The organism is Nocardia sp. FBN12, assembly GCF_050320175.1.
Classification (GTDB): Bacteria; Actinomycetota; Actinomycetes; order Mycobacteriales; family Mycobacteriaceae; genus Nocardia.
This window is the reverse complement of record NZ_CP190048.1, coordinates 4433166-4451295: the sequence shown is the minus strand read 5'-3', so window position 1 is coordinate 4451295 and position 18130 is coordinate 4433166. Positions and strand designations below refer to the sequence as shown.

Annotated in this window: 17 protein-coding genes, 1 tRNA gene and 1 pseudogene; 13 read left to right on the top strand and 6 right to left on the bottom strand. The window is 68.4% G+C overall.

Features of this window, described 5'->3' with window-relative positions; all coding sequences use genetic code 11:
- Window positions 1-22: 22 nt before the first annotated feature.
- The 7 genes from ACQHI0_RS21100 to ACQHI0_RS21070 all read left to right on the top strand — a co-directional run bounded on the left by ACQHI0_RS21100 (window position 23) and on the right by ACQHI0_RS21070 (window position 6668).
- The gene (locus ACQHI0_RS21100; protein ID WP_427903568.1) at window positions 23-1240 is read left to right on the top strand and encodes an SGNH/GDSL hydrolase family protein; all 1218 of its coding nucleotides are present in this window, start codon (window positions 23-25) and stop codon (window positions 1238-1240) included.
- 199 nt (window positions 1241-1439) lie between these two features.
- Window positions 1440-2858: a sensor histidine kinase gene (locus ACQHI0_RS21095; protein WP_427903567.1), complete on the top strand. Its 1419-nt coding sequence runs from the start codon at window positions 1440-1442 to the stop codon at window positions 2856-2858.
- Complete coding sequence (locus ACQHI0_RS21090; protein ID WP_427903566.1) at window positions 2855-3265, top strand: roadblock/LC7 domain-containing protein; 411 nt, start codon at window positions 2855-2857, stop codon at window positions 3263-3265. The genes ACQHI0_RS21095 and ACQHI0_RS21090 overlap by 4 nt, the downstream gene beginning before the upstream one ends.
- Window positions 3262-3606, top strand: coding sequence for a DUF742 domain-containing protein (locus ACQHI0_RS21085; RefSeq protein ID WP_427903565.1), 345 nt, complete (start codon window positions 3262-3264; stop codon window positions 3604-3606). Before ACQHI0_RS21090 ends, ACQHI0_RS21085 begins: the two co-directional genes overlap by 4 nt.
- A 52-nt stretch (window positions 3607-3658) precedes the next feature.
- Entirely contained in the window at window positions 3659-4198 is a 540-nt protein-coding gene (locus tag ACQHI0_RS21080; protein WP_427909242.1) for a GTP-binding protein, read from the top strand.
- A complete protein-coding gene (locus ACQHI0_RS21075) occupies window positions 4198-5451 on the top strand; it encodes a cytochrome P450 (protein ID WP_427903564.1) in 1254 nt (417 codons plus the stop codon). The genes ACQHI0_RS21080 and ACQHI0_RS21075 overlap by 1 nt, the downstream gene beginning before the upstream one ends.
- Window positions 5452-5480: 29 nt before the next feature.
- Window positions 5481-6668, top strand: coding sequence for a cytochrome P450 family protein (locus tag ACQHI0_RS21070; RefSeq protein WP_427903563.1), 1188 nt, complete (start codon window positions 5481-5483; stop codon window positions 6666-6668).
- Between the two features lie 51 nt (window positions 6669-6719).
- On the opposite strand, the gene ACQHI0_RS21065 is transcribed toward ACQHI0_RS21070, so the two are convergent.
- The 3 genes from ACQHI0_RS21065 to ACQHI0_RS21055 all read right to left on the bottom strand — a co-directional run bounded on the left by ACQHI0_RS21065 (window position 6720) and on the right by ACQHI0_RS21055 (window position 8685).
- On the bottom strand, window positions 6720-7865 hold the full coding sequence (locus ACQHI0_RS21065) for an acyl-CoA dehydrogenase family protein (protein ID WP_427903562.1): 1146 nt from the start codon (window positions 7863-7865) through the stop codon (window positions 6720-6722).
- A gap of 17 nt (window positions 7866-7882) precedes the next feature.
- A complete protein-coding gene (locus ACQHI0_RS21060; RefSeq protein ID WP_427903561.1) occupies window positions 7883-8488 on the bottom strand; it encodes a QsdR family transcriptional regulator in 606 nt (201 codons plus the stop codon).
- Between the two features lie 124 nt (window positions 8489-8612).
- Window positions 8613-8685: transfer RNA gene (locus ACQHI0_RS21055), tRNA-Glu, on the bottom strand.
- 276 nt (window positions 8686-8961) lie between these two features.
- Between ACQHI0_RS21055 and ACQHI0_RS21050 the strand changes: the two genes are divergently transcribed.
- Window positions 8962-9915: a DNA polymerase domain-containing protein gene (locus ACQHI0_RS21050; RefSeq protein ID WP_427903560.1), complete on the top strand. Its 954-nt coding sequence runs from the start codon at window positions 8962-8964 to the stop codon at window positions 9913-9915.
- Window positions 9916-10008: 93 nt separating this feature from the next.
- On the opposite strand, the gene ACQHI0_RS21045 is transcribed toward ACQHI0_RS21050, so the two are convergent.
- Window positions 10009-10569, bottom strand: coding sequence for a GlcG/HbpS family heme-binding protein (locus ACQHI0_RS21045; protein WP_427903559.1), 561 nt, complete (start codon window positions 10567-10569; stop codon window positions 10009-10011).
- 325 nt (window positions 10570-10894) lie between these two features.
- On the opposite strand from ACQHI0_RS21045, the gene ACQHI0_RS21040 reads away from it, so the two are divergent.
- Window positions 10895-12100: a sensor histidine kinase gene (locus tag ACQHI0_RS21040; RefSeq protein WP_427903558.1), complete on the top strand. Its 1206-nt coding sequence runs from the start codon at window positions 10895-10897 to the stop codon at window positions 12098-12100.
- Between the two features lie 84 nt (window positions 12101-12184).
- Window positions 12185-12817: a response regulator gene (locus tag ACQHI0_RS21035; protein WP_427903557.1), complete on the top strand. Its 633-nt coding sequence runs from the start codon at window positions 12185-12187 to the stop codon at window positions 12815-12817.
- A gap of 9 nt (window positions 12818-12826) precedes the next feature.
- On the opposite strand, the gene ACQHI0_RS21030 is transcribed toward ACQHI0_RS21035, so the two are convergent.
- Entirely contained in the window at window positions 12827-13321 is a 495-nt protein-coding gene (locus ACQHI0_RS21030; protein ID WP_427903556.1) for a DM13 domain-containing protein, read from the bottom strand.
- Window positions 13322-13717: 396 nt separating this feature from the next.
- On the opposite strand from ACQHI0_RS21030, the pseudogene ACQHI0_RS21025 reads away from it, so the two are divergent.
- Window positions 13718-14044 (top strand): annotated as a pseudogene (locus ACQHI0_RS21025) (transglycosylase family protein); the annotation flags it as partial.
- 43 nt (window positions 14045-14087) lie between these two features.
- On the opposite strand, the gene ACQHI0_RS21020 reads toward ACQHI0_RS21025, so the two are convergent.
- Entirely contained in the window at window positions 14088-15362 is a 1275-nt protein-coding gene (locus ACQHI0_RS21020; RefSeq protein WP_427903555.1) for a PucR family transcriptional regulator, read from the bottom strand.
- 192 nt (window positions 15363-15554) lie between these two features.
- On the opposite strand from ACQHI0_RS21020, the gene ACQHI0_RS21015 reads away from it, so the two are divergent.
- Complete coding sequence (locus ACQHI0_RS21015; RefSeq protein WP_427903554.1) at window positions 15555-16703, top strand: esterase/lipase family protein; 1149 nt, start codon at window positions 15555-15557, stop codon at window positions 16701-16703.
- A complete protein-coding gene (locus tag ACQHI0_RS21010) occupies window positions 16700-18040 on the top strand; it encodes a lipase family protein (RefSeq protein ID WP_427903553.1) in 1341 nt (446 codons plus the stop codon). Before ACQHI0_RS21015 ends, ACQHI0_RS21010 begins: the two co-directional genes overlap by 4 nt.
- Window positions 18041-18130: the final 90 nt, after the last annotated feature.

Below are 18130 nucleotides of genomic sequence, written 5' to 3'. Positions count from 1 at the left end.
AACGTCTTCCAGGATGGCAGTGATGAAGTTGACGGCGCGTTTACGCTGGATCGCCGCGCCCATTGTCGCCGTGGCCGCGCTGGTGCTGGTGGCGTTCGGTATTCGAGACACCGACACGTCGTGGTCGAGTGCGTGGGCGACCGCTGTGCAGTATCCGATCTACCAGAATTGGTCCGCGCTGGGTTTCACTGATCAGACTGTGCGACAAGTGATCCGACTGTCACAGGACGGTCCACAAGTCAGAATTCGGCTGTCGAATCGCTTCGGCGAGTACCCCTTGCCGATCGCCGCGGCGACGGTGGCGCGCAGCGCGGGCGGAGCATCCGTTGTCGCGGAGTCGGTGCGGGTGTTGACCGTTGCCGGGCATGCCGCTTTCGTTGTCGCCCCTGGCAACGAAATCGTCAGCGACGCAGTGGAATCGGTCGGGACGGTGATGACGATAACGCTCTACTTCGCCAGCCCCACCGGCCCGGCGACCCAGCACGGGCAGGCGCTGGCCACCACCTACCGAGCGAACGGCGATCACACCGCCGACCCGTCGGCGACACCCTTCACCGAAAGATCGCAGTCCTGGTACTACCTGGCAGGCGTCGACACCCTCGGGCCGAGCGAAGGCGACGTCACCGTGGCCTTCGGTGATTCGCTCACCGACGGCTTCCGCTCCACCCCCGACGCCGACCAGCGTTACCCCGACCAACTCGCCGCGGCCGGCCACCACGGCCCGGTCGTCAACGCCGGAATCAGCGGCAACCGGCTGATCACCGACTCGACCGTGCTCGGCGACAGCGCGATCGCGCGTTTCCGCCGCGACGTTCTCGAACAACCGGGCGTCGGCACCGCCGTCGTCCTGATCGGCATCAACGACATCGGCCTCTCGGGCAGCCCGGGTCCGGACGGCATCGTCTTCCCGCCGGTGTCGAAGGAACAGCTCATCGCCGGGTATCGGGACTTGATCGCCCAGGCGCGGGCGGCGGGGGTGCGCATCATCGGTGCGACGATCCTGCCGTTCGCCGGGTCCGCGTTCTTCTCGCCGGCGAAGGAGCTCCTGCGCGCCGAGGTGAACACCTGGATTCGCGACTCGGGCGCCTTCGACAAGGTGGTCGATCTCGCGCAAACGATGGCCGCACCCGATGATCGCACCCGCCTGGCCGACCGATTCGACAGCGGTGATTACCTGCACCCCAACGATTCCGGCTACCGAGCCATGGCCGAGGTAGTAGCCGCGGCGCTCGCGAGGTGACCACGGTCTCGTCCCGCCGGTCGCGACCAGGCCGAATGCTGACCCGTAGCCCAACGGCCGGTGAACCCTCATCGGTCGAGTGGCAGGTGGGGCGGGGGCTCGTTATGCTCGACCTCGAATTTCGAAACAGGCTGCCTGGCTGCGTGTTTGATCGACCACTGATGGCTGGGGGCCTGTGAGTACCGCGGAAGCACTGCCGATGGCGCAGACAGTAGCCGCACCGGCGAAGTCCGGTGACAGTGCCGGAGCCGTGGTGCTCGGCGCGGGGGTGGCCGTGGTGGCCATCGCCGCCGTGACCGCGGTGTTCGTGCCGTCCTCCATCGGTATCCCGGTGGTCGCCGCCGCTGTCGCCGCGGCACTGATCGGCTGCCCCGCGATCTGGTTCGCCTTCCGTCAACGCGCACAGGCGCGCGCCGGTCTTGCCGCCGCCCAGCGGGCCGAACAGCAATTGGCCGCCACCGTCGCCGAGGCGAGCGCGCGCCTGACCCAGGCCGACGAGCACACCGCGTCCTACGCCTGGGAAGCCCAGGAGAACGCGCGGCGTGGCGCGGCGGCACTGGCCGCCTTCGCCGGTGCCGCGGGTCGCATCCAGGCGATGACCACCTCGATGCTGGCCGAACTGCGCGAGATGGAACACCGGCACGCCGACCCGCGGGTGCTCACCGACCTGCTCCACATCGACCACCGCACCGCCCAGGCGGGCCGCCTCGCCGACAGCATCGCGGTGCTCTCGGGTGCGCGCACCGGCCGCCGCTGGGCGAAACCGATTGCGATGGAATCGATTCTGCGCGGCGCGATGGGGCGCGTCGCCGGGTATCAGCGCGTGCGGCTGCGGGCGATCGCCGAGATCGGCATCGCCGGGCATGCCGCAGAGGGCGTGATGCACACCCTGGCCGAGCTGCTCGACAATGCCTGCAACTTCTCCCCGCCGACCACCGAGGTGCACGTCTACGCCGCGGAAGTGCCCGCGGGTGTGGTGATCACGATCGAGGACAGCGGCCTGATCATGAGTGATTCCGCGCTGCGCCGTGCCGAGGCCGCCGTCTCCGGCCGCGATCGCCAGGGCAAGGGCGCCGACCTCGCCTCGCTGTCGGGCACCAGGCTCGGGCTCGCCGTGGTCGGGCACCTGGCGCGCAAACACGAACTCACCGTGTCGTATCGGCCGTCGGCGATCGGCGGCACCGCGGTGGTCGTCGTCATCCCGCGCGAGCTCACAGCGCGGGCCGAACGCCGCAGTCGCGCAGCGCTCACCTCACCGCGCGTCGCCGAGCCCGCCACGCTGAGCCAGTTCGACACCCCCATCCCCCGCAGGACTGCCACCGGCACCATGGATTCCGGCAACTCCGCCGACACCGGCGCATTGGACGCGGTCGAACCCCTCGGACAACACGCGCGACCGGAGCCGAACGGCACCACCCCCACGCTGCCGAAACGGCGCCGCGGCGACACCCTGGCCCAGGTCCACCCCGAAGGGCTCACGTCCGCGCCCACCGCCAAGGCGCCCCCGGCCAAGCCCACCGCGCTCGGCGCCTTCCAGCGTTCCGCGCCGGGCCGCAACCTCACCAGCCACGAACCGGGCAGCGCCGCCGCGCCTGTCGACCCACTGGAGGACCGATGACCACCACCGCACCGTCGAATCTCGGCTGGCTGCTCGAGAAACTGCTCGCCCGCACCCCACGCGCCAGGCACGCCCTGCTGCTCTCGGGTGACGGCCTGAAGATCTGCCACACACCGGAACTCGATGTGGACCGCGCCGATCAGCTGGCCGCGATCGCCGCCGGTTTCCAGAGCCTGTCGCACGGGGCATCCGTGGAGTTCGGTGACGGGCGTGGCGGAGTTCGCCAGTCGATGACCGAGTTCTACGGCGGCATCCTGTTCGTGGTCGAGGCGGGGCGCGGCGCGCACTTAGCGGTGGTCGCCGCCGAGGACGCCGACGCCGGCCTGGTCGGGCACACGATGCACGAGCTGGTCGAACAGCTCGGCGAGCACCTGGCGGCCCAGCCCCGGCGCGGAGCGATCGAGTGACCAGGGCAGGTCGCGACGACGATCCCGACCGTTTCTATACCCTGACCGGCGGCCGAGCGCCCGCGACCGAGGACTTCGACCTGGTCACCCTGGTGGTGAGCGAGTCGGCGCCCAGCGCGGGGATGTCCTCGGAACAGGTCGCGGTGCTCGACATGTGCCGGGCGCCGACCGCGGTGGTGGAGATCGCGGCCGAGCTGCGCCTGCCCGTCGGGGTCGCCACGGTTGTGCTGTCGGATCTGCTGGCCGCGGGCAAGATCACCGTGCGCCCACCGCTGTCGGCGGCGATGTCGCTGGATGCTTCCACCCTCGAGAAGGTGCTCGTTGGACTTCGCAAGCTCTGAGAACGTGCCCGAGCGGGCGAGAGCGCCGCTGCACAGCACGGCAAAGCACGGGTTGAAGATCGTGGTCATCGGTGGATTCGGTGTCGGCAAAACGACATTGGTGCGTTCGGTGAGCGAGATCAGGCCACTCGACACCGAGGCCACCATGACCGACGTCGGCACCGACGTCGACGATACGAGCGGGGTACCGGGCAAGTCGACCACCACCGTCGCCTTCGATTTCGGCCGCATCACCCTCGACGAAGAACACGTGCTCTATCTGTTCGGAGCCCCTGGGCAGCAACGGTTCTGGTTCCTCTGGGACCGGCTGTTCGCGGGTGCGCTCGGCGCGATCGTGCTGGTGGACCAGCGCCGGATCAGCGACTCCTGGTACGCGATCGACCGGCTCGAGCATCAGGGCACCCCGTTCGTGGTGGCCTGCAACGACTTCGGCGATTCCCATGCGCCCGATGCCGTGCGCGACGCGCTGGATCTCGATCCGGCGGTGCCGCTGCTGATGTGTGACGCGCGCTCGCGCGAATCGAGCAAGCAGGTGTTGATCGCATTGGTCGAGCACCTGTATTCCGCTGTCCCACAGGGAGAACCCGTCTGATGAGCACACCGACCGGCGCCTGCCCGATCACCGGCGCGGTGCCGTTGAGCGGTCCGGAGTTCCACCTCGAACCGCACGAGGTCTATCGGCGGATGCGCCGCGATCACGGCCCGGTCGTCGAGGTCGAGCTGCCCGGCGGGTTCCCGGCGTGGCTGATCATCGGTTATCGCGAACTGCACCAGGTGACCAGTGATCCGCTGCTGTTCCCGCGCGATGTGTCGCTGTGGAATCAGTGGGGCCGGGTGCCGGAGGACTGGCCGCTGCTGCCGATGGTGGGGCACCCCATGCCCTCGATCTACTTCACCGCCGGCGCCGAACATCGCAGGCATCTGGCGATGGTGGAACCGGCGCTGGACGCGGTCGACCACTTCGAATTGCGCAGGGCCTGTGAGGAACTCGCCGACCGCTTGGTCGACGGATTCTGCGGTCGCGGCAGCGCCGACCTGGTCGCCGAGTTCGCGGTGCCGCTGCCCGCGCTCGCCCTGGCGCGCATTCTCGGCCTGCCCGACAACGACGCCGCCGACCTCGCCCTGGCGATGAAGCAGCTCGCCGACGGCGGCGCCGACGCCCAGGCCGGCCACGTCCGTTTCGGCGAACACATGGCGCGCCTGGTCGCGGCCAAACGAGCCCGTCCCGCGGGCGATCTGGCATCGCTGATGCTGGCCGACCCCGAGCCGTTCACCGACGAGGAGTACATGAACGACCTGATGGCGATCGCCGCCGCGGGTCACCTCACCACCGCAGACTGGCTCGGCAGCTCGATGCGGTTGATGCTCACCGACGACCGGTTCGCGAACGCGCTCGGCGGTGGCAGGCGCAGTGTCGGCGAGGCCATGAACGAGGTGCTCTGGGAAGAGGGACCGACCTCGATCCTGGCGGGCCGGTGGGCCGCGCGCGACACCCGGCTCGCCGACAAGACGATCAGGGCGGGCGACATGCTGCTGCTCGGTCTCGCGGCCGCCAATCTCGATCCGCATGTGCGCCAATCGTTTACCGAGGGCGGCTCCGTGCCCACCGGTAACAACGCCCACTTCGCGTTCAGCTACGGCGAATACCGCTGTCCTTTCCCGGCACAGCAGATCGCGGAGATCATCGCCAGGACCGGGATCGAGGTGCTGCTCGACCGGCTCCCCGATGTCGACCTCGGTGTGCCCGCCGACCAGCTCACCCGACGACCTTCGGCTTTCCTTCGGGGCATGTCCGCACTGCCCGTTCGTTTCACACCAGTTCGACCCGTCGGAGGTTTTTCGTGAGTTCCCCATGCCCCTTTGCCATCGATCCTATGGTCGGTGACCTCAACGGGGAGACCGCCCGACTTCGCGAGCTCGGCCCGATCACCAAGATCGACTTGCTCGGCGTGCCCGCCTGGACCGTCACCGATCACGCCATCGCGCGCCAGCTGACCACCGACACCCGCCTGGTCAAGGACATCAACGCGTGGTCGCTGTACGCCGACGGCGTGGTGACCGACCAGTGGCCGCTGATCGGGATGGTCCTCGTCGACCGTTCGATGTTCAGCGTCGACGGCGCCGAGCACCGCCGGTTGCGGCTCAAAACGGCGCAGGCGCTGGCCCCGCGGCGGCTCGAAGAGCTACGCCCGGTCATCGAGCAGCTCACCGCCGACCTGCTCGACGACCTCGAGGCCGCCGGTACCGATGGCGCACCGGTGGACCTCAAGGAGGTCTTCGCCTACCCGCTGCCGATGCGCGTGGTCGGCGACCTGATGGGAGTCGCGCGCGAAGACCACGCGCAGCTGCTGGACTGGTACAAGAAGTTCTTCTCGGTGATGACTCCGCAGGACGAGCGCCTCCAGGTGATGGGTGGCCTCGATGTGTACTTCACTGACCTGGTCCGGGAGAAGATCGCGAACCCGGCCGACGATCTGACCTCGGCGTTCGTCACCGCCGACGAGGGTGGCGAGCCGCTCACCGAGGAAGAGGCGATCGGCAATATCAAGGCCCTCGTCGCCGCGGGCCACGAGACCACCGTGAGCCTGATCATCAACACCGTGCGCGCGCTGCTCGGCGAACCCGAGCAGCTGGCGAAAGTCCTTGCCGGCGAGGTGGAATGGAAGCAGGTGATCGAGGAGTCGCTGCGCTGGGACGGGCCGGTCTCGCACCTGCTGATGCGTTTCGCCACCGAGGACATCACCGTCGGCGACACCGTGATCGCCAAGGGTGAGGGCGTGGTGATGTCCTACCGCGCCATCGGCCGCGACACCGCCGTGCACGGCGAGACCGTCGACGAATTCGACGTCACCCGCGCGAGCGCCAACCGCCACTTGGCTTTCGGCTACGGCCCGCACATCTGCCCCGGCGCCGCGCTGTCGCGGCTGGAAGCCGCGATCGCGCTGCCCGCGCTGTTCGCCCGCTTCCCGAAGCTGCGGCTTGCCGTGCCCGACAGTGAGCTTGGCAACCTGCCGGTGCTCACGCAGAACGATCTGGCCGCGTTGCCGATCATCCTGAGCTGACCGGCGTCGCGTCGCGCCCGGTGGTCCTACGCCGGGCGCGACGCTTTTCCTCTACAGGCCCAGATCGCGGCCGATCAGTTCCTTCATGATCTCGTTGGAACCCGCCCAGATCTTGGTGACCCGAGCGTCCATCCACGCCCGGGCGACCCGGTATTCGCGCATGTAGCCGTAGCCGCCGTGCAGCTGCACACAGGCATCGAGGACCTCGTTCTGCACCTGCGCCGACCACCACTTCGCCTTCGCGGCATCCACCGCGGAGAGCTCGCCGGCCGCGTGAGCCGCGACGCCCTGATCGACGAATGCCTGGGTCACTTCGATTTTGGTGACCAGTTCGGCGAAAAGGAACTTGTTGTACTGGAAGCTGCCGATCTGCTGCCCGAAAGCCTTGCGCTCCTTGGCATATTGCAGTGTCTCGTCCAGGATCGCGGCGGCATGAGCGAGATTGGAGACCGCGGCGCCGATGCGTTCCTGCGGTAGTCGCTCCATCATCGCGATGAAACCGCGGTCGACTTCGCCGATCCGGTTGGCGTCGGGAACGCGCACATTGTCGAAGAACAGCTCGGCGGTATCGGATTCGGGCTGACCCACCTTGTCGAGTTTGCGCCCGCGGGTGAAGCCGTCCATCCCGTTCTCGATGGCGAACAGCGTGATGCCCTTGGCCTTCTTCTCCGGGCTGGTGCGGGCGGCGACGATAACCAGGTCGGCGTTGAAACCGTTGGTGATGAACGTCTTCGAGCCGCTGATGATCCAGTCGTCGCCGTCGCGCACGGCGGTGGTCTTCAGCGCGGCCAGGTCGGAACCGCCCGACGGCTCGGTCATGCCGATGGCCGTGAGGAGCTCTCCGGTGCAGAATTTCGGTAGCCAGCGCTGCTTCTGCTCGTCGGTGGTGAGTTCGACGAGATACGGCGCGCACACGTCGTAGTGGATGCCGAACGAGGACGACAACGCCGCGCCCGCCTTGGCCAACTCCTCGCCGAGGACCGCGTTGAACCGGTAGTCACCCGCGTCGCTGCCACCGAACTCCTCGGGCACACCGAGGCCGAGGTAGCCCATTTCACCTGCAGCGAGCCAGGTTTCGCGATCGATCGCGCGCTCTTCGACGAAGCGTTCGGCGTTCGGCTCGATCGAGCGCTTGACGAACTCGGCGACCGACGCGCGGAAGGCGTCGTGGTCCTCGGTGTAGATGGAGCGCTTCATGGTGTCCTTTCGCTGACTTACTGTTCGGGCCGTTCGCCCAGCAGAACCAACGACGCCTGGACAACTCTGGCCGCGTCGGGGTCCGCACCGCTGATCACGTCGGTGTAGATGAAGGTCTCGGTGATCCGCACCAGCAGCAGTGCCAATTCCGGCACCGGCAGGAGCGGGTCGAGCTGTTGTGCCGAAATCTCTTCGGCGAGTAGGTCTTCCACGATCGCGACAACGCGGTGCTGCACCGATCCCGCACGGGTGGTGAGCAATCGCAGCGCCCGCTCCGGCTCTCGGACCAGGAACTCGCGGAAGGCGTCGGAGGTGTTGGTGGCGTGGGCGAAATCGCCGAGGATCGTCGCGATGCGGTGCGCGCCATGGCCGGGGGCCGCGGCGGCCGCGCGTCGCAGGGTCGGCTCGGTGATCGACCAGATCACCTCGGCCAGCAACTCGTCGCGCCCACCGACCCAGCGGAACAGTGTCGCCCGGTTCACGCCGAGCGCGACGGCGAGTTCCTTCATCTCCAGTCGGTGCCCGGCCAGGAACACGGCCCTGGCGGCGCGAAACGCGCTCACGGCATCGGGACGGGCGGCCGCCTCCTGAAGTCGCTTCTCCAGGGCTGTCTGCTCGATCACGTCACCTCCATGCACCGTTTCCTACAGTGTATGAATCATGCAACGTCTGTCAATATGTTGCACTCGGGAGACAAGAACGGGCACAAAAAACTCCCCGGTCACCAAGACCGAGGAGTTCTCGTTGTAGCCCCGACGGGATTCGAACCCGCGCTACCGCCTTGAGAGGGCGGCGTCCTAGGCCGCTAGACGACGGGGCCAGAACCACAGCTCACCTGCGTGAGCCGCGCGGACATACGATAGCCGACGACCAGGTGTTCGACCAAAACGCGTGGTCGCGGCCCTGGCTCAGATGATCCAGAATCGCGCGGCATCCTCGTCGCCGGCGGCCAGACTGATGTTGTCGCGGTAGGCGAGCGAGTACACCGCGGCTTCGCTTCCATACCGCCCGGAGAACACAGCCGTCCGTGGACAGAACGGCGGTCGGGTGCCTCGACTGGTTGACCACCCCCGCGCCTGCGGGGCAAGGTGGGGCCATGACCAGCAAAGAGCTGCGCGGTGGGGTGGAGATGAGCAATCTCGATCAGCCGCTGTTCGACGGGGCCGAGGCGACCAAGCGCGATCTGGTCGACTATCTCGAGTTCGTGGGGGAGCGGCTCGTGCGGGTCTTGCGCGGTCGCGCGCTCTCGGTGGTGCGGGTGCGGCCGGGGCAGGAGCCGTTCATGCAGAAGAATCTGCCGAAATACACCCCGGACTGGGTGCCGCGGGCGACGGTGTGGGCGGAGAGTTCGCATCGCGAGGTCACCTACGCGCTCGGTGATGATGTGCGCACGCTGATGTGGTTCGGGAACCAGCGGGCGGTGGAGTACCACCCGCTGTTGCTGCCGGTCGATCACAGCGCGGGGCCGACGCACCTGGTTCTCGATCTGGATCCGTCGCCGGGGCAGACATTCCGGGACGCCGCCGCGGGGGCGCATCTGATCAGGGCGGCGCTGGCAGCGGATGGTCTCGCCGGTGCGGTGAAAACCAGCGGTGCCAAGGGATTACACGTTTTCGTGCCGATCGAACCGGGTGTCGCCATCGACGACGCGGCCGCCGCGACGCGCGCGATCGCCGCGCGCGCCGAACGCATCGATCCCGCGATCGGAACCACCGCGTTCATTCGCGAAGACCGAGAGGGCAAGGTCTTCCTCGACTCGACTCGAGCAGGCGGCGCGACGGTGATCGCGGCCTACAGCCCGCGGATTCGGCCGGGGGTCCCGGTGTCATTCCCGTTGCACTGGAACGATATCGACTCGGTGAACCCCGCCGACTTCACCCTGCGCTCCGCACCGAACCTGCTCGGTGACGCCGACCCGTGGGCAACGGAAATGCCCGCGCCACAAGCGCTTCCGGCCGACCTGATCGCCGAGGGGCACACCATCCCGATCGCCCGAGTCCAGGCGATGCACGAAGGCAAACGCCGCGCCCGCGCCCGCCGCACGGAATGAGGTGGGGGTGGGCATGCCCTGGTCGACATAACCGAAAAAGGCTCTCGCACTGTCGAATTCGACGGTACGAGAGCCCTTGCTCGGTGCTGTAGCTCAGCTACCCAGCGACGCGACGCCCGCCTGGGCGAACTTCTCGTCGAGGTCGCCGCTCGGGGCGCCTGCCACGCCGATGCCCGCGATCGGGGCGTTGCCGGCCTTCACCGGGGCACCGCCGCCGAGGAAGAGGGTGCCGTCGATGTCGGCCAGGTGGGGGGCCGACTCGAGGCGCTTGGCCAGTTCGGTGGTGGGGGCGTTCCAGGAGACGGCGGTGAAGGCCTTCTGCTGGGCGGCGTCGTAGGACTGCGGGCCCGCGCCGTCGCCGCGCAGGGTGACGATGACGTTGCCGTTGCGATCGACGACCGCGACGCTCACGCGCTGGTTCTCCTTGGTGGCGGCGTCGAGGGCGGTCTGCGCGGCCTTGGTGGCGGCGGCGATCGACAGGTGGGTGGACTGGGCCAGGTTGGCGTCGGCGGCGTTGACGACAACCGGCGTGCGGGTGGCCGGGTCCTGATCCTGGGCCTGGACGGTCACGACGCCGACCACACCGGCGGCGACGACACCGGCGGTGGCACCGGCGATGATGAGGCGGTTGCGGGTGGTGGACTTGGCGGTCATGGCTGCTCCTGTGCGGATCTCGGCCGGCCGGCGGTCTGCCGTGGCCTGTTGATATCCATCCTGTTCGCCGCGCGCCCCCACCGAATCGGCGTAGTGGCTGTACTCCGCGGCCGAATCGGTCGACACCCGGGTCAACCGATCGGATGACCCGCTGGGGGCGATCGCCAGGGGAGAATCGGAGTTTGCCCAGGCCGAGCCCTTTTCTCGGCCGTGTCGATCCGGACCGACCGCCGAGGCGCGACGAGGGAGGCCCCGTGGGAAGGGAAGATCGAGGTCACGAGGAGACGAACCGCGGCGCCGGCCGCCGGAAACACAGGTGGATGACATGACTCAGTTGCTCGGCGCCCAGCGGGACGACACGCGACTGCTTGCCGTCATCGTCCACAGCGCGTTCTACGTGCTGCTCGCTGCTTCGCTGATGCGATGGCTGATCCGGCACAGCGAGACCCGGTCGACACCGTTGATCGTCGTCCTCTCCGTGGTGCTCGCCGTGCTGTACGCGCTGAGCGAGCTGCGGCAGTCGGGTCGGCTGGTGTGGTTCGCGATGCTGGTGCTCACCTGGTCGGTGCTGGTGGTGCTCGCGCCGAGTTTCGCCTGGTGCGCGGTGCCGCTGGTCTACACGGGACTGCGGATTCTGTCGGAGCGGGTCGCGGTGATCCTGGTCGTCGCGCTCACCGCGCTGGTGGTGGTGAGTCAGGTGCGCATCGCCGGGTGGCTCGATCCGAATCTGGTGCTCGCCCCGCCCGCGGTGGCGGCGGTGACCACGGCGCTGTTCGTCGGGATGCGCCGTCAGGCCGAGCGTCAGGCCGCGCTCATCGACGACCTGGTGCGGACCAGACAGGAACTGGCGGCCACCGAACGCACGGCGGGGACACTGGCCGAACGGCAACGCCTGTCCATGGAGATCCACGACACCCTCGCCCAGGGCCTGTCGAGTCAGCGAATGCTGCTGCAAGCCGCCGACCTGGTGTGGGACAGCGACCCGGCGCTCGCGCACAGTCACCTGCGGTCGGCCGCCGAGATCGCCGAACGTGATCTCACCGAGGCGCGCCGTTTCGTGCACGACCTCGCCCCCGCCGACCTCGCCGCGGGCGGATCGCTCGCCGCCGCGCTGGCCGCGCTCGCCGAACGGGAGACGACCGACACGCTGACGGTGCGCTGCCATATAGAAGGAGCGCCGGGCCCGCTGCCCCAGCGGGTAGAGGCCACCTTGCTGCGCATCGCGCAGGGTGCGCTCGCCAACGTCCGTGAACACGCGGCCGCCACCACCTCGACCATCACGCTGACCAACCTCGACGACCAGATCGTGCTCGACATCGCCGACGACGGTCGCGGCTTCGACCCCGACGCACCGACCGAGTCCACCGACCACCGCGGCCACGGCCTGCCCGCGATTCGCGCGCGCGTTCGCCAGCTCGGCGGCACCTGCACGGTGGAATCGGCACCCGGCGACGGCACCGTGCTCTCGGCCGCCATCCCGCTGGCCACCGACCCGAATCGGGCCGCCGACCAGCCGATTGCCGACCGATGAGCTCCCGGCCGCCGACCGGCCCGCGGCAGCCGCTCGCCCGTTGTCCTCGGTCGCGCGGCCCTCGGCCCACTAGCATCGGCAGCTGTGACCACCACCGTGCGCCTGTTGATCTGTGACGATCACGCCGTCGTCCGCGCCGGACTGCACGCGTTGCTGTCGAGCGCGCCCGATATCGAGGTCATCGGGGAGGCCGCCGACGGCCCGACCGCGGTCACACTGGCCGCGAGCCTGCACCCCGACGTCGTGCTGATGGATCTGCAACTCGGCAACGACATGGACGGTGTCGAAGCGACCCGCCGCATCACCGCCCAGCTCGCGCCCACCCCGCACGTCCTGGTGCTGACCACCTATGACACCGACGCCGACATCACCCGCGCGATCGAGGCGGGCGCCACCGGCTATCTCCTCAAGGCCGAACGGCCCGAGGAACTGTTCGCCGCCATCCACTCCGCCGCGAGCGGGCAGACCGCCTTGTCCGCCCCGGTCGCCGCCAAGGTGATGGCCAAAATGCGCAACCCGGGCCCCACGCTCACCGCGCGCGAGCGTGACATCCTCGGCCAGCTCGCGCACGGCCTCGGCAACCGTGAGATCGCCCGCGCACTACACATCAGCGAGGCCACGGTGAAAACCCATCTCGGCCGCATCTACGACAAGCTGGGCGTCGATACGCGCGCGGCGGCGGTCGCGGTGGCCACCGAGCGGCGTTTGCTCGCCTGACGGGTCGGGCTACACGGGGGTCAGGGTGGCGGCGCCGAAGGACACCCGGAAGCGCTCGCACCAGATGCTGACCGACTTCACGGTCGACAGATCGCTGCCCGCGGGCAGCTCATAGTTCTGGTTCCCCTCGTTTCCCTTCAAGGCGCCGAGGTCGACGTGGTTGCCGTCGTCGAAGTTGTGCCAGTCATCGGCGATCACCGGCTGATCGGTGAGCCAGACGTGCAGCGCGGGCCCGTCGGAGGTGTTCAGGTCGACGATCCGGAGCACAATTGTGCCCTCTGACGTGCGTTGAAGCTGCACGGTGCCCGAGGTGTCGTGCTCATGGGAGAGGAAGGTACCCGTGGCGATCACCGGTGGCGGCGCACCGTCCACGGCGACGATCGGTGCCTCGTCGACGGTCACCGTGGTGAACAACCGCCACGGCTGGAACAGGTAGAGACCGACGGTCGCGGTCGCGACCAGACTGATCGCGATGACGGTGAACAGGGTCCGGCGAATGCTCATAGCGCCTCCTTTCGACCCATCATCCCCCCGCGCGGCTCGCCCGTGCTGCCCGAATTGCCGGAAAGGAAACGTGACCGGGACCACCGAAAGTGCGTGAGGCCCGTCACATCACGAGCCTATAACAACAGCAATGTGATTACGGATTTGTTACGGCCGACCTGCGTGGAACAGTGTTCCTTTGGACAATATCCGCTACAAACACCTCCGTGATCGCGACGTGATCTCAGCGAACATTCCAGCTACATTCGATCACGGCTTGAACACCAACCGGGCCGAATCGAATCGCTGATCGCCAGAAAGCCTGCTCCACGATTCGAGGATCCCCGACACGACTGAGGGGCAGGGACGCGGTAGTTTCCAACACCGAGTCGGTGGGCGCAGACAGGAATTGTTTATATGTCTTTCAATCGCAAGTTCACCACCCGTGCCCTTGGTCTTGCCGCTGTTGCCGGCGCGATGATCGCCGTTCCGGCCGGTCTGACCACCGCAACCGCTTCGGCGAACAACTGGGACGCCGTGGCGCAGTGCGAGAGCACAGGCAACTGGAACATCAACACCGGTAACGGCTACTACGGCGGCCTGCAGTTCTCGCAGAGCACCTGGGAAGCCTACGGTGGCGCAGGCACCGCCGACAACGCCAGCCGTGAAGAGCAGATCCGCGTGGCCGAGAACGTGCTGGCCGCGCAGGGTCCCGGCGCCTGGCCGACCTGCAGCGCCTACCTGTAAAGAGCGCGCTGCGATCAGACTTTCCTTGTCGGGAAACGAATTACCCGCTATTCGATGCACACGTCGAATAGCGGGTTTTTTCGTTGTCAAGTGAATCCAGGCGATAAACAGTCAGCGACGCGGCGAGCATGCGCGAATCCGTCGGATCTGCCGGGTCGAGGCCGGTGAGTTCGGCAATTCTGCGCAGCCGGTAGGTAAATGTGTTCGGGTGCACGTGAATAAGTCGTGACGCCGTTTTGCGGTCGCCGCCGTGCACGAGATGCGCCTCCAGCGCGTCGATCAGGTGCGGACTGCTCAAGAGCGGAATCACCCGCTGCGCCAGACGTTCTCGGGCCGGGCCGGGGCGGGTGAGTTGATATTCGAGCAGCAGATCGTCGAGCCGATAGCAGCCGCCGGGCCTGCCGCGTAGCCGCGCCAGTTCGGTCAGTTCGGTCGCGTCCTTGGCCGCGGCAGGGATCGCCTCGCGGCTGATCCCGGAGAATTCGGCCAGATACACCGGCACCCCGAACTGGGCGCGCAGACGGTCGGCGAGTTCGTCGAACTTCGCCGCGTCCGCGATGTCGGTTTCGGAACTGTGACTCAGCAACGCGATGCCGTGGGTGCCGTCGAAGGTGGCCGGGGTAGTGGTGCCGGTGAGTTCGTCCAGCGCGCGCTGCAACACCCGGATCCGGCGCCTCGTCACCAGGTTGGCCGCGGTGCCGACGCGGGGCGGTTCGCTCAGGTGGACCGCCAGCACCGTGTACTGGTCGGCGAGGATGGTGTCGGCGCGGGCGGCGAGCTCCTCGGCGGGCAGGCCACGGACCAGTGCCGAGCACAGCTCCCGGCGCGCCTCGCGTTCGGCGTGATAGATCGACTGTTCGACCTCGGTGTAGGTCTCCACGACCGTCATATTGATGTGGCGCAGCAGGTCGAGCAGGCGGCTGCCGACACGGGCCATCTCCGCGGTTTCGGTGGGTAGGGCCAGCGACAGCGCCTCCGCGAACACCGACTGCGCCGACCCGTGGATCGCGCCGATCAACATCGGCAACGGCAGCCGGTCCTCGGCGTGCCGCTCGGCGACCGGGGCGACGAACGCCGCGACCTCGGCGTAGGTGAATTCCCGGTCGGCGCCGATCGCCTCGAGGACGGCCCGACCGCACGCGTAGATGGTCGGCAGCACTTCCGCCGTGAAGTGGCCGTCGGGTAGTTCGGCAGGTGCGTTGGCGCCGAGGCCGTCGGCGAGCATGCGCTCGGAGATCTGTGGCCACCGCGTCAACAGCCGGGCGGTGAGCGCGGGCAGGGCGGGGAGTGCGGAAACGGGGTGTTCGGCGAGCATGACTCGATTGTGTCCGACAACAGCCGGGAGTAGGACAGTCCGATCGAAACCGACCAGACCTTGGCTCTCATGCCAATCTCGTCCAGAGTTTCTCGTTGCCCGGTGCAGTGACAGCACTGTGGCCCGGGTCATAGATTCGCAGAGCGCGTCCGAGCTGGTTCGCCGACGCGGATCTAGGAGAAGTGACTCCCCATGAATGCAACGATGCATCCCCTTCGCCGTGCCCTGTGCGGAATCGGCATCGCCGTGGCGCTGACCGCGGCCGCGGGCCCGGCCACCGCGGCTCCCACGTTGGAGCCGACCATCGCCTCATTGGCCGAATACCTGAACGCGGGCACCGTCGCCGCCGCCGACGGCCGCACCCCCACCGCCATCGCCGACACCGGCAGCGCCTCGGGCAGCAGCTCGGGTTCGTCGGGCAGCCGCGCGTCCGACGCGGTGGGCGAGGGCCCCGAGATGTCGGCCTACCTGCCCGCCTTCGCCTACGGCCTGTTGCACCCCGACGCCGCGCCGCCCGGCGCCAACCGCTGGGACTGCAAGCCCTCGGCGCAGCACCCGCGCCCGGTGGTACTGCTGCACGGCACCTGGCTCAATGCCTACGACACCTTCTCCTACCTCTCGCCGCGGCTGGCGAAGGCCGGGTACTGCGTGTTCACCCTGAACTTCGGCAAGTCCGGGCTGCTGGAGGCCGGTGGACTCGGCGCCGTGCTGCCGGGCCGCTTCGGGGTCGGTCCGATGGCCGACTCCTCGCGCCAGGTCGCCGCGTTCATCGAGCGGGTACGCGCCGCGACCGGGTCGGACCAGGTCGACATCGTCGGCCATTCCCAGGGCGGCACCGTCGCCAATCACTACCTGAAGTTCGAAGGTGGTCAGGGCAAGGTCGGCAAGCTGGTGAGTTTCGGCGCCACCCATCACGGCACCTCGCTGCTCGGCATCGCCACCCTCGGCCGGCTGATCAACAACGCAGGCATCGACATCATGGGCTTCTACCGGCCGGTCATCGGCGCGTCCAATGTCGAACAGGCCATCGGCTCGCCGTTCTACACCACCCTCAACGCCACCGGTGACACCGTGCCCGGCGTCGCCTACACCGTGGTGGGTTCGCGCTACGACGAGGTGATGAATCCCCTCGACCTCGGCTTCCTGCGGGCCGGTCCGGACGCGACCGTCGACAACATCGCCCTGCAGGACGGCTGCGAGCAGGACGTCTCCGACCACCTGACCATGATGTATTCGCCGCGTGCCACCTCGATCGCGCTGCGTGCCCTCGATCCGGAAGGCAGTCCCACCTTGGCTTGCACGTTCAACCCCTGGTTCTTCGGTGGCGGGGGCAGCCTATGACCCTCGACGCGCCCCTGCTGCCGCCCGACGACCCGTTCTACACCACCCCACCCGGCATCGACGCGCTCGCGCCGGGGACGGTGGTGCGGTCGCGGCCGGTGGAGGTCGCGCTGTTCGGCCTGGTGCGTCAGCGGGTCGCGGCGTGGCAATTGCTCTATCGCACTTGTGATCTCGACGGTGCGCCGGAAGTCTCGGTGACGACCGTGCTGCTGCCGTGGGGTGCTCGCGCGCGGTCCCGCCCGCTGGTGTCGTTCCAATGCGCCATCGATGCCGTTGCCCCACAATGTTTTCCGTCGTACGCACTGCGACGTGGCGCGTGGACGATCGGTTCGATCGCGCCGCTCGAGCTGCCGATCATCGCGATGGCGCTGGAGCAGGGCTGGGCGGTGTCGGTGCCGGACCACGAGGGCTTCGGTGGCCGGTTCGGTGCGGCGCGTGAGCCCGGATACCGTGCGCTGGACGGGATTCGGGCCGCGCTCGGCTTCGCCCCGATGGCGTTGGGGTCCGCCACGCCGGTAGCGCTGTGGGGCTATTCGGGTGGTGGATTGGCGACGGTATGGGCGGCGGAGCTGGCGGCCGAGTACGCGCCGGAGCTGACGGTCGTCGGTGCGGCGGCGGGCTCACCAGTGGGCGACCCGGCCGCCGCCTTCGTTCGCCTCAACGGCGGATGGTTCGCCGGGTTCCCAGCAGCGTTCGTCGCCGGATTGCGCCAGGCCTATCCCGAGCTCGATCCGGTGCTGCACGCTCACCTCGACGCGCGATACCGCGGGCTGCTGGGCGAAGCCGAAGTACGCAGCACCTTCGCGCTGTTGCTTCGGTTCGCCCGTCGCGATGTCACCCGGCATCTGCGCGACGGCATCGGGGCATTGCTCGCCGAACCCGTCCTGCGCCGCATCCTCGCCGACATCGAACCCGGCGCACGCGCGCCCGCGGCCCCGTTGCTCATCGTCCAGGGGGTCAACGACGAGGTGATCGCCGTCGCCGACGTCGACGCCCACGTGCGGCGGTACGAGCAGGCCGGAGCGACCGTGCGCTACCTGCGGGTGCGCCGAGGCTCGCACCTTCCACTCGAATTCCTCATCGTGCCCGCGATTCTCGACTGGCTCGCCGACAGATTCGCCGGGCTGCCCGCGCCGACCGGTACCTGCACCGTCGCCTCCGTCGCCCGGTCGCCGCGGGCCCTGCGCACCCATCTCGCGTTCGTGGGTTTGGCTGTCCGCATGCTCGCCGGACTGCCGATCGGTGGGCGGGAATCACCTGAACGAATCGGCTTGCGCCAGCGCGATTCCGAGCATTCGCACCTGGTCGGCGATGCCGCGATCGCGGTCGAATGTTGAGGTCGGGCCGACACGGCGGAAGGGGCGCGGTGCGTCAGCGGTAGCGGCGTTCGGTTCGGTCCGGCTGACGGCGACGGATTCGTCTGACCG